Annotated in this window: 9 protein-coding genes, 1 pseudogene and 1 riboswitch; of the genes and pseudogenes, 6 read left to right on the plus strand and 4 right to left on the minus strand. The window is 75.1% G+C overall.

Features of this window, described 5'->3' with window-relative positions; genetic code table 11:
- Positions 1 to 117 precede the first annotated feature (117 nt).
- Complete coding sequence (gene hrpA / locus KJP73_RS07485) at positions 118 to 4662, plus strand: ATP-dependent RNA helicase HrpA (RefSeq protein WP_213282172.1); 4545 nt, start codon at positions 118 to 120, stop codon at positions 4660 to 4662.
- A gap of 116 nt (positions 4663 to 4778) precedes the next feature.
- Here hrpA and KJP73_RS07490 read toward each other — a convergent pair whose 3' ends face one another.
- Positions 4779 to 6164, minus strand: a complete 1386-nt coding sequence (locus tag KJP73_RS07490; RefSeq protein ID WP_213282173.1) for an MFS transporter — start codon at positions 6162 to 6164, stop codon at positions 4779 to 4781.
- 270 nt (positions 6165 to 6434) lie between these two features.
- Between KJP73_RS07490 and KJP73_RS07495 the strand changes: the two genes are divergently transcribed.
- The 3 genes from KJP73_RS07495 (at position 6435) to KJP73_RS07505 (ending at position 7741) form a co-directional block, all read left to right on the plus strand.
- A complete protein-coding gene (locus KJP73_RS07495; RefSeq protein ID WP_213282174.1) occupies positions 6435 to 7088 on the plus strand; it encodes a DNA-3-methyladenine glycosylase I in 654 nt (217 codons plus the stop codon).
- A gap of 72 nt (positions 7089 to 7160) precedes the next feature.
- A complete protein-coding gene (locus KJP73_RS07500; protein ID WP_249669191.1) occupies positions 7161 to 7367 on the plus strand; it encodes a ribonuclease PH in 207 nt (68 codons plus the stop codon).
- Positions 7364 to 7741: a hypothetical protein gene (locus KJP73_RS07505; protein WP_213282175.1), complete on the plus strand. Its 378-nt coding sequence runs from the start codon at positions 7364 to 7366 to the stop codon at positions 7739 to 7741. Before KJP73_RS07500 ends, KJP73_RS07505 begins: the two co-directional genes overlap by 4 nt.
- Positions 7742 to 7802: 61 nt before the next feature.
- On the opposite strand, the gene KJP73_RS07510 is transcribed toward KJP73_RS07505, so the two are convergent.
- Positions 7803 to 8762, minus strand: coding sequence for an SMP-30/gluconolactonase/LRE family protein (locus KJP73_RS07510; protein ID WP_213282176.1), 960 nt, complete (start codon positions 8760 to 8762; stop codon positions 7803 to 7805).
- 123 nt (positions 8763 to 8885) lie between these two features.
- A riboswitch (SAM riboswitch) is annotated at positions 8886 to 8981 on the plus strand.
- Positions 8982 to 8986: 5 nt separating this feature from the next.
- Between KJP73_RS07510 and KJP73_RS07515 the strand changes: the two genes are divergently transcribed.
- Both KJP73_RS07515 and metE read left to right on the plus strand, forming a co-directional pair.
- Positions 8987 to 10030 carry a methylenetetrahydrofolate reductase gene (locus KJP73_RS07515; protein ID WP_249669192.1) on the plus strand — a complete coding sequence of 348 codons (1044 nt, stop codon included), beginning with the start codon at positions 8987 to 8989 and terminating at the stop codon, positions 10028 to 10030.
- An 8-nt stretch (positions 10031 to 10038) separates the two neighbouring features.
- Entirely contained in the window at positions 10039 to 12387 is a 2349-nt protein-coding gene (gene metE / locus KJP73_RS07520) for a 5-methyltetrahydropteroyltriglutamate--homocysteine S-methyltransferase (protein WP_213282178.1), read from the plus strand.
- A 72-nt stretch (positions 12388 to 12459) separates the two neighbouring features.
- Here metE and KJP73_RS07525 read toward each other — a convergent pair whose 3' ends face one another.
- Positions 12460 to 12921 carry an Hsp20/alpha crystallin family protein gene (locus KJP73_RS07525; protein WP_213282179.1) on the minus strand — a complete coding sequence of 154 codons (462 nt, stop codon included), beginning with the start codon at positions 12919 to 12921 and terminating at the stop codon, positions 12460 to 12462.
- A 164-nt stretch (positions 12922 to 13085) separates the two neighbouring features.
- Positions 13086 to 13305: pseudogene (locus KJP73_RS07530) on the minus strand (DNA mismatch repair protein MutT); the annotation flags it as partial.

The following is a 13305-nucleotide window of genomic DNA, read 5'->3' on the forward strand; positions in this document are numbered from 1 at the left end:
CGACGCACCGGTCCCGGCGTCCGCGTGCCTCCGGGCGCGCGTGCTGGGAGATCGCCCTGATCGCCCTGCGCGAATCGGGATCGCCGCGCACGGCCCGTGCGGTGACAATGGAGGCCCGTGACTGCCACCGACCCGACCTCCGCCGCGCCCGCACCCCGGGACGACGCGCGCCCCGGGGACGCCCCCGAGCGGACCGACGCGCCGCGGCGACGCGGGCGGCGCGGGGGACGCGGCGGCCGTCCGCGCGAGGCGCAGCCGACCCGCACCACCGAGGCCCGCACCGAGGGGCGCGAGTCCCGCAGCCAGGGGCGCGACGCCCGCGACCAGGGCCGTGACGGCCGCGCGCAGGGCCGCGACACCCGCAACCAGGGCCGTGACGGCCGCGCGCAGGGCCGCGAGGGCCGGACCCGGCGCCTCGCCGCGCTCGCCGACGCCCGCCGCGCGGTGGCGCTCCCGCCGGTCGTCTACCCCGAGCAGCTGCCCGTGTCGGCCCGCCGCGCGGAGATCGCCGCCGCCATCCGCGACCACCAGGTCGTGATCGTCGCGGGCGAGACCGGCTCCGGGAAGACGACGCAGCTGCCCAAGATCGCCCTCGAGCTCGGCCGGGGGCGCGACGGCCAGATCGGCCACACCCAGCCCCGCCGGATCGCCGCGCGCACCGTGGCGGAGCGGATCGCCGAGGAGCTGGGCACGAGCATCGGCGAGCTGGTGGGCTACCAGGTGCGGTTCACCGACGAGTCCTCGGAGCGGACGCTCGTCAAGGTGATGACCGACGGGATCCTGCTCGCGCAGATCCAGCGCGACCCGGAGCTGCGCGCCTACGACACCCTGATCATCGACGAGGCCCACGAGCGCTCGCTCAACATCGACTTCATCCTCGGCTACCTGGCGCAGCTGCTGCCCCGCCGCCCCGAGCTCAAGGTCGTCATCACGTCGGCGACGATCGACTCGGCCCGGTTCGCGGCGCACTTCGCCGGGCCGGCCACCCCCGAGCACCCCGAGGGCGCGCCGGCCCCGGTCGTCGAGGTCACCGGCCGCACCTACCCGGTCGAGATCCGGTACCGGCCCCTGTCCCCCGACCGGCCGACGGACGACCCCGACGACCTGGACGACGCCGCCCCCGCGCGCCCGGCCGCCCGCGCGAAGACGCCGCCCGCGCCGGCCCGCGGCGAGGAGCGGGACCTCATGACGGCCATCTGCGAGGCCGTCGACGAGCTCGCGACCGAGGGCCCGGGCGACGTCCTCGTGTTCCTGTCCGGCGAGCGCGAGATCCGCGACGCCGAGGAGGCCCTGCGCGGGCACCTCGGCCCGCGGGTCCAGGACGCGCGCCGGCCCGACGCGGTCGAGCTGCTGCCGCTGTACGGCCGGCTGTCGGCCGCCGAGCAGCACCGCGTATTCCAGCAGCACGGCACCCGCCGCGTCGTCCTCGCGACGAACGTGGCCGAGACCTCCCTGACGGTGCCGGGCATCCGGTACGTCGTCGACCCCGGGACCGCGCGCATCTCCCGGTACTCGAAGGCCACGAAGGTGCAGCGGCTGCCCATCGAGCCGATCTCGCAGGCGTCGGCGAACCAGCGGTCCGGCCGGTGCGGGCGCGTGGCGGACGGCATCGCGATCCGGCTGTACTCCGAGGAGGACTTCGCGTCGCGCCCCCGGTTCACCGAGCCGGAGATCCTGCGCACGTCCCTAGCGTCCGTGATCCTGCAGATGATCTCCGTGGGCGTCGCGGCCGGGCCGGACGACGTGGCGGACTTCCCGTTCGTGGACCCGCCGGACGTGCGGGCGGTCCGCGACGGCGTGCAGCTGCTCACCGAGCTCGGCGCGCTGGAGCAGGGACCCGGCGGGACGCGGCTGACCGACACCGGCCGCGCGCTCGCCCAGCTGCCGATGGACCCGCGGCTGGCCCGGATGATCGTCGAGGGAGGCCGGCGCGGCGTGGCCCGCGAGGTCATGGTCATCGCGGCGGCGCTGTCGATCCAGGACCCGCGGGAGCGCCCGGTCGAGCAGCGCCCGCAGGCCGACCAGCTGCACGCCCGGTTCGCGGACCCGACGTCGGACTTCCTCACGTACCTGAACCTCTGGCAGTACGTGCGGGACGCGCAGCGGGACCTGTCGGGCTCGGCGTTCCGGCGGATGTGCCGGTCCGAGTACCTCAACTACCTGCGGCTGCGCGAGTGGCAGGACGTCGTCACCCAGCTCAAGGAGCTCGCGAAGCCGCTGGGCATCACGGTGAACCCGCCGCGGCGCACCGACCGGGACCTCGCTGCCGACCGCGACCCGGCGACCGAGGGCCGCGGCGCCCTGCGCCTGGAGTGGGACGCCGACCGCGTGCACGTCGCGCTGCTCGCGGGCCTGCTGTCGCAGATCGGGATGCAGGAGGCGTCCGACCTGTCGGGCGGCGCTCCCCCGCGCGGCAAGGGCGGCCGGGACGGCGGCCGGACACCCGACCGGCGCGCGCGGAACGAGTACCTGGGCGCGCGCGGCGCCCGGTTCGCGATCTTCCCGGGCTCCGGCCTGGCCAAGAAGCCCCCGGCCTGGGTGATGGCGGGCGAGCTCGTGGAGACGTCCCGCCTGTGGGGCCGCGATGTCGCCCGCATCCAGCCGGAGTGGGCCGAGGACCTCGCGGTGCACCTGGTGAAGCGGTCGTACTCGGAGCCGTCGTGGTCCTCCAAGCAGGGCGCGGCGACGGCCCTGGAGCGCGTGACGCTCTACGGCGTCCCGATCGTCACCGGCCGGCGCGTGCTGTTCGGCAAGGTCGACGCCGAGCACGCCCGGGAGCTGTTCATCCGGCACGCGCTCGTCGAGGGCGACTGGACGACGCACCACGCGTTCTTCGCGGAGAACCGGCGCCTGCTCCAGGAGGCGGAGGACCTGGAGGCGCGGTCCCGGCGCCGCGGCCTGGTGGTCGACGACGACGCGCTGTTCGACTTCTACGACGAGCGGATCCCCGACGACGTCGTCTCGGCCCGGCACTTCGACCAGTGGTGGAAGGGCGCCCGGCGCACGCAGCCGGACCTGCTGAGCTTCACGCGCGAGCTGCTGGTCGCCGACGACGCCGGGGTGGACGAGTCGTCGTTCCCGTCGACCTGGCCGCAGGGCGACCTCGCGCTGCCGCTGACCTACCAGTTCCAGCCCGGAGCCGACGCGGACGGCGTCACGGTGCACGTGCCGCTCGTCGCCCTGGCCCGGGTGCGTCCCGAGGGCTTCGACTGGATGGTGCCGGGGCTGCGCGAGGAGCTGGCGACCGCCACCATCCGCGCCCTGCCGAAGCCGGTGCGGGTCCAGCTCGTGCCCGCGCCCGACGTCGCGCGGGACGTGGTCGCCTGGCTCGACGCGCACACCGCGTCGTGGGAGGACACCGTCCGGGCGGCGGACGCGGCGCCGTCGTTCCACGACGCGTTCCGGCAGGCGGTGCGTGCCCTGCGGGACGTCGACGTGCCGGCCGACGCGTTCGACGACGACCGGCTGCCGCCGCACCTGCGCGTGACGTTCCGGGTGGTCGACGACCGCGGGCGCGTGGTCGACGAGGGCAAGGAGCTCGCGGTGCTGCAGCGGCGGCTCGCGGCGCGCACGCAGGACGCCGTCAGCACCGCGGTGCGCAGCGCCGTCCGCGACGCGATGCAGGACGCCCGGGCGGCGGACGGGTCCCGTTCGCGGGGGGCGGACGGCTCCCGGGCGGTCGCGGCCCCGGCGCCGCGGCCCGCCGCCGGACCCCGCGCCGCCGCGCCGCCGGCCCTGCCCGGGTTCGACGGCGCCGACCTCACCACCTGGCCCGCGGACCTCCCCGGCGGGACGCTCCCGGAGCGGGTCGAGACCCAGGACCCGAGCGGGCTGACCGTCCGCGGCTACCCCGCGCTGGTCGAGCACGGGCGTGGCGCCGCGGCGACCGTCCGGGTCGAGGTCCTCGCCGACGCCGGCGAGCAGGCGCTGCGGCACCGCGCCGGGCTCCGCCGCCTGCTGCTGCTCGACGTGGGGCTGGCCACCGGCCGGATCACGTCCCGGTGGACCGGCACCGAGGCGCTCACCCTCGCCGCCAGCCCGTACCCGAGCACCGACGCCCTGGTGGCGGACGTGCAGCTCACGGCGGTCGACGCGCTGCTCGGCGAGCACCTGGCCGGGCGCCCGGCGACCACGGTCCGGAGCGCCGACGCCTACGCCGCCGCCCGCTCGTTCGTCCGCGACCGCCTCGAGGACGCGGTGCACCGCGTCGTGGGCGACCTCGTGCCGGTGCTCACCGCCGCGCGCGAGCTGGACGGGGCCGTGCGCGGCACCCGGTCGCTCGCGCTGCTCGGGACCGTGCAGGACGTGAAGGCCCAGGCCGAGGCGCTGGTGCACGACGGCTTCGTCTCCGAGACCGGCGCCGGGCGGCTGCCCCGGCTGAGCCGCTACCTCCGCGCCGCGGCGTACCGGCTCGACCGGGCCTCGTCGAACCCCGCCCGGGACGAGCAGCTCGCGTGGCAGGTGCGGGACCTGGAGCAGCTGCTCGGCCAGACCCGCGCCCGCGTCACGTCCCGCACGCCGGTCCCCGCCGACCTCGCCGCCCTGACCGAGGTGCGGTGGCTGCTCGAGGAGCTCCGCGTGAGCCTGTTCGCCCAGCAGCTCGGCACGCCGGTCCCGGTCAGCGAGAAGCGCATCCGCAAGGCCCTCGCGGCGCTGGCGTAGCAGTCCCGGACGCGCCGCGGGCCGGACGCGCGCGAGGTCGTCACCCCGGCGCGAGGTCGTCCGTCAGACGTGACGACCTCGGCCGGGAGTGACGACCTCGGCGGGGGCGGGGCTGCTCAGGCCTCGTGGGAGAGGCGGCCGTAGTCCTGGTCCTTCGTCTCGCGCGTGAGGATCAGCGCGACGAGGGTCAGGACGGCGGCGCCCGACAGGTACACCCCGACCAGCCAGGTGCTGCCGTCGGCCGCCGACCACAGCGCCAGCGCGACGATCGGCGCCAGCGCGGCACCCAGGATCGACGACACGTTGTAGGCGATCGCGGAGCCGGTGTACCGGACGTTCGTCGGGAACAGCTCCGGCAGCAGCGCACCCATCGGGCCGAAGGTCGCGCCCATGAGCGTGAACCCGAACACCAGGAACGCCTGCGTCATCGCGCCGGTGAACGCGACGTCCTCCCGCACGGTCAGGAACAGGCTGAAGCTCAGGCCGAACACGATGATCAGGGACGTCACCCAGAGCAGGAGCTTGCGGCGGCCGACCCGGTCGGCCAGCGGGCCGGCGAGCAGCGTGAAGATCCCGAAGAACACCACGCCGATGATCTGCATGAGCACGAAGTGCACGTAGGGGATGCCCAGGCCGCCGGGCTCGCCGTCCTCCGGCGCCACCGCGCGGGTGCCGTAGGTGAGCGTGAAGTTCGTCATCAGGTAGAACAGCACGTACGTCGCCAGCATGATGAACGTGCCGAGCAGCGTGGCGCGCCAGTGGAACTTCAGCGTCGTGCCGAGCGGGATCTTGGTGATCTGCCCCTTCTTCTCCGCGGCGGTGAACGCCTCGGACTCCACCAGCCGCAGCCGCACCCACAGGCCGATGACGACCATGACGGCGGAGAACAGGAACGGCACGCGCCAGCCCCAGGACATGAACGCGTCGGAGCCCTCGCCGAGCACGCCGTTGATGACGAGGAATAGGCCGTTCGCGATGATGAACCCGAGCGGCGCGCCGAGCTGCGGGAAGGTGCCGTACCAGGCGCGCTTCCCGGCCGGGGCGTTCTCGGTGGCGACCAGCGCCGCCCCGGACCACTCGCCGCCGAGCGCGAAGCCCTGCGCGAGCCGGAGCACCAGCAGGGCGACCGTCGCCGCCACGCCGATGTGGCCGAACGTCGGCAGCACGCCGATGAGGAACGTCGCGACGCCCATGGTCAGCAGGGACAGCACGAGCGTGGTCTTGCGGCCGCGCCGGTCCCCGAGGTGGCCGAAGAAGATCGCGCCGATCGGGCGTGCGACCATCGCGGCGCCGAACACCGCGAAGGACGCGAGCAGGGCCGTGGTGTCGTTCCCGGTGGGGAAGAACAGCTTGGGGAACACGAGCACAGCGGCGGTCGCGTAGACGTAGAAGTCGTAGAACTCGATGGTGGTGCCCACGAGGCTCGCCGCGATCACGCGGGACGGCGAGTTCAGCGGCCGCGGGGCGGCCGGCGTGGTGGTGGGCACTGCTGGTGCTGACATGGCGGGAGGGCTCCGGTTCGGCGACGGTCGACGGCACGCGGACCACCGTGGACGTCCCGGTGGTGGTCGGCTCGCAGGTCGGCTCAGGTGACGCTCGTGGTGCTCCAGCGCGGGATGGACCTTACGCCGTCTCAGTGCGTAGACGCATCTGGTCCACATGTCGGACGGTCGGCTGATCGCCGGGTGCCGAGCCGACCACAGGCCGGCCGGCCCGCGCGGGCTGTGGAGGACGCCCGCGCGGTGTGGGCGCCGTGGGGCAGAGTGACGGCCATGACGAGCGCAGACACCCCCGACGACGGCCCGCTCCCGCCGGGCGACGTGCACCCGGTCACCGCCGCCACGGCCGGACCGACCACCCCCGGCCGCCGGTGCTTCGGCGACGGCGACCCGCTGTACGAGCGCTACCACGACGAGGAGTGGGGCCGACCCGTTCACGGGGAGCGCGAGCTCTACGAGCGCCTGACCCTCGAGGCCTTCCAATCCGGCCTCGCCTGGATCACCGTGCTCCGCAAGCGCGAGGCGTTCCGCGAGGCCTTCGCCGGCTTCGACGCCGCGGTCGTCGCGACCTACGACGAGCACGACGTGGAGCGCCTCATGTCGGACGCGGGGATCATCCGGAACCGCGCGAAGATCGTCGCCGCCGTGGCGAACGCGCGGGCGCTCCTCGACCTGCACGACGCGGGCGGGACCCTCGACGAGCTGTTCTGGTCCTACGCCGTGGACCGCGCGGACGCGCCCCGCCCCCGCAGCTTCGCGGAGGTGCCGGCGACCACGCCGTCGTCCGTCGCGCTCGCGAAGGAGCTCAAGCGGCGGGGGTTCCGGTTCGTCGGGCCGACCACCGCGTACGCGGCGATGCAGGCGTGCGGGATCGTCGACGACCACCTCGCGGACTGCCCGGTCGTGCTGGCCCGCACCGCGGGCTGACCGGAGAAACACACCAGGCTGTCTAGTGCCTCCTTGCCTTGAAAGTCTAGTGCGGACAGGACTACTCTCGTGATGCGCACGGAGGTGCTCCGGCGTCTTCGTCGCGCCGCCCGTTCTGCGGACGTGCCGTTCGAGGTGGTCGAGCTGACCAACCACACGGGCGTGATCGTGGGCGGACGGCGGTCGACGCTGGGGCGCCACGCGGAGATCGACGACGTCACGGCGCGCCGGTTCTTCGACCAGTTCGCGGACGTCCTCGGGAAGGGATGGTGGCGATGACCGTCTACACCGTCACCGCGGAGCGCGGGCGCCGCTGGTGGTCGCTGCAGTGCGTCGAGCACCCCGGGGCGCTGTCCGAGGTCGCCCGGCTCGACCAGGCAGCGGACGCGATGCGGGAGGCCATCGCCTTCGTCGCCCAGGTCGACCCCGCGAGCGTGGAGATCACCCTCGTGCCGGCCGTCCCGGCGGAGGTGGGCGGGCACGTGGAGGCCGCGGCCCACTACCGGGAGCAGGCCCACCGGGCGAACCGCGAGGCAGCGCGCGAGTCGCGCGCCGCCGCCCGCGCGCTGCGGGACGCCGGCCTCTCCGTCCGTGACGTCGGCACCGTGCTCGGCGTCTCGCACCAGCGGGCGCACCAGCTCCTGGTCGGCTGACGCGAGGACGTGCCGGCGTGCGCCCCCCGGTGCCGCGCTGACTCGGTCGCCGCGCGCCGGCTCACCGGTCCGCGAACCGCGGCACCGGCAGCCCGTCGACCGTGACGTCGCACCCGAGCACCGCCCCGCCCAGCGGATCGCCCTCGGCCGCGGCGGTCGTCACGAACAGCCGCCCCGCACCCGGCGCCCCGAACCCCGGGCACGTCACGTTCGGCGTCGGCGCCTCGACCACGCCGAGCGGCGTCCCGTCCGGCGAGACCCGCAGCACGCACCCGGCGCCGTACACCGCCAGCCACAGGCACCCCTCGGCGTCCACCGCGGTGCCGTCGGGGGTCGGCCCGTCCGGGTCGAACGCGAGCAGGACCTCCGGCTCGCCGCACGTGCCCGATGCGACGTCGTACGACATCCGGAACACCACCCCGGCCGCGGTGTCCGTCAGGTAGGACGTGCCGCCGTCGGGGCTCCACGCCAGCCCGTTCCCGACCCCGATCCCCGTGTGCACGGCCTGGACGTCGAGCCCGTCCCCACCGGCGGACGCGCCGGCTGCGACCCGGTAGACCGTGCCGTCACCCGGCGACCCGTCCCGCGGCATGCTCGCGACCCAGAACCGCCCGGCAGGGTCGCAGCCGCCGTCGTTGAACCGGTACCCGGCCGGCATGTCGCGGGGGCGGGTGACCGGCCCGAGCGTGGTGCCGTCGTGGACGCCGAGCCCGTCGGCAGTCGCGAGCAGCAGCCCGCCGGACACCGTCGGCCACGCGACGCCGACCTGCGACGGGACGTTCGACAGGCTGTCCCGCAGCGGGTCGCCGCCGGCCCACCGGTGCACGGTGCGGCCGTCGATGTCGACCCAGACCAGCGCGTCCGCGGACGCGTCCCAGAGGGGTCGCTCCCCCAGGTCCGCGCGCGCGTCCCCGAGCACCTCGGCGCGACCGGTCACGGTGCCGGCAGCCCGGGCGGCGGCCACCAGGTCCGGGACCCGCAGGCGGGTGGCGGGCAGCGGGACGGCACGCAGGTCGGTCATCGGCCGACCCTGGCACGCCGCCCCGCGACCCGCACGCGCTGCAGCCGGCGATGTGGTCCCGGTCACGAGTAGGTGACGCATCAGGGGCACTGGACACCCTCCGGGGCGGGCTCTACGGTTGCCACACCATCCAGAGCGGCCGAGAGACCTGGCTCGTCGACGTCGCAGCAACCCCCCTCCTCGTGAGGGTGTGGGTGCTTCCGCCAGGTTCGATGGAGCTGACGATGAGCAGTACCGGCGCACCCGCGCACCCCACGGCCGACGACGCGGTGGCCGACGGCCTCGGTGCCGTCGACCGCCCCACCGTGTCGTTCGAGCTGTTCCCGCCGCGGAACCCGGACGCCGCCCCGCGGCTGTGGTCCACGGTGCAGCAGCTCGCCGCGGCGCGCCCGGACTTCGTGTCCGTCACCTACGGCGCGTCCGGCAGCACCCGGCAGACCACCCGGGCGCTCGTGCGGCGGCTGCTGCGCGAGACGTCGCTCAGCCCGATCGCGCACCTGACCTGCGTGGGCACCTCGCGGGAGGACCTGACCCGCACGGTCGAGGAGTTCCTCGACGAGGGCGTCCGCTCGTTCCTGGCGCTGCGCGGCGACCCGCCCGCCGACGAGTCGTGGCGGCCGCACCCCGAGGGCCTGCCGACGGCGAGCGACCTGGTCGCTCTGCTCCGGGAGATCGAGCGGCGCCGGTGCGCCACCAGCCCCGCGCAGGCCGTCCGCGCGGCGAGCCGCCCGCTGTCGGTCGCGGTCGCCGCGTTCCCGCGCGGCAACGCCGGGTCGGGCAGCACCCGGGAGCAGGACGTCGCCGCGCTGCTGGCCAAGCAGGAGGCCGGCGCCGACTTCGCGATCACCCAGGTGTTCTACGACGTCGACTCGTACTGCGAGCTCGTGGCGCTGGCCCGGGACGCGGGCGTCGTCGTCCCGATCATCCCGGGGATCATCCCGATGACCGACCCGGCCCGCCTGCGCCGCGTCCAGCAGCTCACCGGCGTGGAGGTGCCGGCGCAGGTCCTGGAGGTGCTCGACGCGTTCGACCCCGACGACCCCGTCGACGTCGGCCGCCGGCACCGCGCGGGCACCCGCCTGGGCGTCGACCTGGCGAACGCCGTGCTCGACGGCGGCGCGCCCGGCGTCCACCTGTACACCTTCAACACCCCGGGCCCCGCGCTGGACCTGCTGGAGGGCGCCGGCCTCGGCGGCGACGCCCCCAGCGCCCACAGCCGCGTCACCGCGGCCCCCCTCGACGACCCGACCCCCGTTCCCACCAGCTGAGGCGAGACATGACCGAGCACACGCACCCCTTCCCCGCCGGCACGATCCTGGGCTACCCCCGCATCGGACCGCGCCGCGAGCTGAAGAAGGCCCTGGAGGCGTTCTGGGCCGGCCGCACGACCGCCGAGGAGGTCGAGGCCACGGCCGCAGACCTCCGCCGCCGCACCCGCACCCACCTGGCCGGGCTGGGCCTGGACACCCGCCTGCCCGCGATCCCCAGCGCGTTCTCCTTCTACGACCACGTGCTCGACGCGGCGACCGTGCTGGGCGCGGTGCCGGAGCGGTTCGCCGACCTGACGACGGCCGACGGCGGGCTCGACCTCGCCGGGTACTCCACCGTCGCCCGTGGCCGCGGGGACGACCTGCCGCTCGAGATGACCAAGTGGTTCGACTCGAACTACCACTACCTGGTGCCGGAGATCGGCCCGACGACCACGTTCCGCTACGCGAGCGACCGTCCGGTGCGCGAGCTCGCCGAGGGGCTGGCCGACGGCGTGCTCACCCGCCCGGTGCTCGTCGGGCCGGTGACGTTCCTGGCCCTGGCGAAGCCGACCGAGGACGCGCCGGAGGACTTCCTGCCGATCGACCGGCTCGCCGACGTGCTGCCGGTCTACGCGGAGCTGCTGCGGGACCTCGCGCGCGCCGGCGCCACGTGGGTGCAGCTCGACGAGCCCGCGCTGGTGTCGGAGTCGACGGGTGTGCCCGCCGACCGGCTGCTCGCCGCGGCGGCCGAGGCGTACCGGGCGCTGGCCACCGCGCTGCCCGCCGCCGAGCGCCCCGCGATCCTCGTCGCCGCGCCCTACGGCGACCTCCGCGACGCCCTGCCCGTGCTGGCCGGCACCGACGTCGAGGGCCTCGCGATCGACCTCGTGCGGGGCGACGTCCCGGCGGAGCCGGTGCCGGGCCTGGGGTCGAAGGTGCTCGTCGGCGGCGTGGTCGACGGCCACAACGTCTGGCGCGCCGACCTCTCGGCCGCGCTCGGCACCCTCGAGCAGCTGGAGGGCCTGGGCGCCGCGCAGGTCGCGGTCGCGAGCTCGACGTCGCTGTTCCACCTCCCGCACGACGTCGAGGAGGAGCAGCAGCTCGACCCGACCCTCCGGTCGTGGCTGGCGTTCGCGGACCAGAAGGTCGGCGAGGTCGTCACCCTGGCGACGGGCCTGACCGAGGGCCGCGAGGCCGTGCACGCGGAGCTGCTCGCCGCCGCCGACGCCCGCCGGAGCCGCGCCGAGGCGCCGGGCGTCGTCCGCCCGGAGGTCCGCGACCGGCTCGCCGCGCTGCCGGCGGACGCGTTCCACCGCGGGCCGTTCGACGCCCGCCGCGACGCGCAGGCCGCGCGCCTGCGCCTGCCGGCCCTGCCCACCACGACGATCGGGTCGTTCCCGCAGACCCCGGAGATCCGGGTGGCCCGCGCCGCGTTCGGCCGCGGGGAGCTGACCGCCGCGCAGTACGAGGACGAGATGAAGGCCGAGATCCGCCGCGTCGTCGAGCTCCAGGAGGAGATCGGCCTGGACGTCCTGGTGCACGGTGAGCCCGAGCGCAACGACATGGTGCAGTACTTCGCCGAGAACCTCGACGGGTTCGACGTGACGCAGCACGGCTGGGTGCAGTCCTACGGCTCGCGCTGCACGCGCCCGTCGATCCTCTGGGGCGACGTGTCGCGCCCGGCACCGATCACCGTGCCGTGGACGACCTACACGCAGTCGCTCACCCCGAAGCCGGTCAAGGGCATGCTCACCGGGCCGGTCACGATCCTCGCGTGGTCGTTCGTCCGCGACGACCAGCCGCTCGCCGACACCGCGAACCAGGTGGCCCTGGCGCTGCGGGACGAGATCGCCGACCTCGAGGCCGCCGGCACCGCGATCGTCCAGGTCGACGAGCCCGCCCTGCGGGAGCTGCTGCCGCTGCGTGCCGAGGACCACGCCGCCTACCTGGACTGGTCGGTGCGGTCGTTCCGCCTGGCGACGTCGGGCGTGCGGCCGGACACCCAGATCCACACGCACCTGTGCTACTCGGAGTTCGGCGAGGTGATCGGCGCGATCGACGGCCTGGACGCCGACGTGACGTCGATCGAGGCGGCCCGCTCGAAGATGGAGATCCTGGCCGACATCGCCGCCGAGGGCTACCCGCGCGGCATCGGCCCGGGCGTCTACGACATCCACTCGCCGCGCGTGCCGAGCGAGGCGGAGGTCACCGAGCTGCTCTCGGAGGCCGTCCGCGCGATCGACCCGGCGCAGCTGTGGGTGAACCCGGACTGCGGGCTGAAGACCCGGCGGTACGCCGAGGTCACGCCGTCGCTGGAGCACATCCTCGCGGCGACCCGCACGGTGCGGGCAGGCCTGGCGGTGCCGACCGCCTGACGGTCCCGGACGCGACGACGCCCCGGTCCCCCGCGTGGGGGGCCGGGGCGTCCTGCGTGCCGTGCCGCGGGCTCAGGCGTTCGCGTGCTGCTCCGGCTGCGACGCGTCGGCCCGCTGCTCGATGGTCGCCGGTGTCCCACCGGTGGTGACCTCGATGCGGCGCGGCTTGGCCTCCTCGGCCACGGGGATGGTGAGCGTCAGCACGCCGTCGGCGTACGACGCGGAGATGGCGTCGAGCGCCAGGCCGCGGCCCACCGTCAGCTGCCGGGCGTAGGTGCCGACGGGGCGCTCCTTGGCGAGCCACTGCACGCCGTCCTCGGTCCGCGCGGTGCGCTGGGCGCGGATGGTGAGCGTGCGGTCGTCCACGTTCACGTCGATCGAGCCCGGGTCGGCACCCGGCAGGTCGACGTGCAGGACGTAGTGGTCACCGGCGCGGTACAGGTCCATCGGCATGGTCGCCGCAGCCCTCTGCGAGCCGAGCACCTGGTTCATGAGCCGGTCCATCTCCTGGAACGGGTCGAATCGCGTAGCCACAGCCCGTCACCTCCTCCGAGCGATCGGGCCCCGGACGGTCCGGGACCGCGGTGCTGTCCCGGGCGCCTGGTCGGCCCGGGAGGGCTACGGCACCTGTTTTAGCACTCTCGGGTGTCGAGTGCCAGATCGCTACCAGCGTGTTCGCTCAGAGGTGAACGCGCTGGTCAGGCGCTGCGTGCGTCGCCCTCCACGCGCCGTCCGAGCGCGTCCACGATGCGCACGTCGGCGTCCAGCCACGGCACGGTGAGCCACTGACCGCGGGGCAGCCAGCGCAGCGCGTCGTGCTCGACCAGCGGCTCGGGCGTGCCGGCGACGACCTCCGCGAGCCAGAGCCGCATCGTGTACCGCTCGGTCAGCCGCCAGCAGCCGTCGTCCGGGCCGGGC

The sequence above is a fragment of the Cellulomonas hominis genome (genome assembly GCF_901521055.1).
Lineage (GTDB): Bacteria > Actinomycetota > Actinomycetes > Actinomycetales > Cellulomonadaceae > Cellulomonas > Cellulomonas endometrii.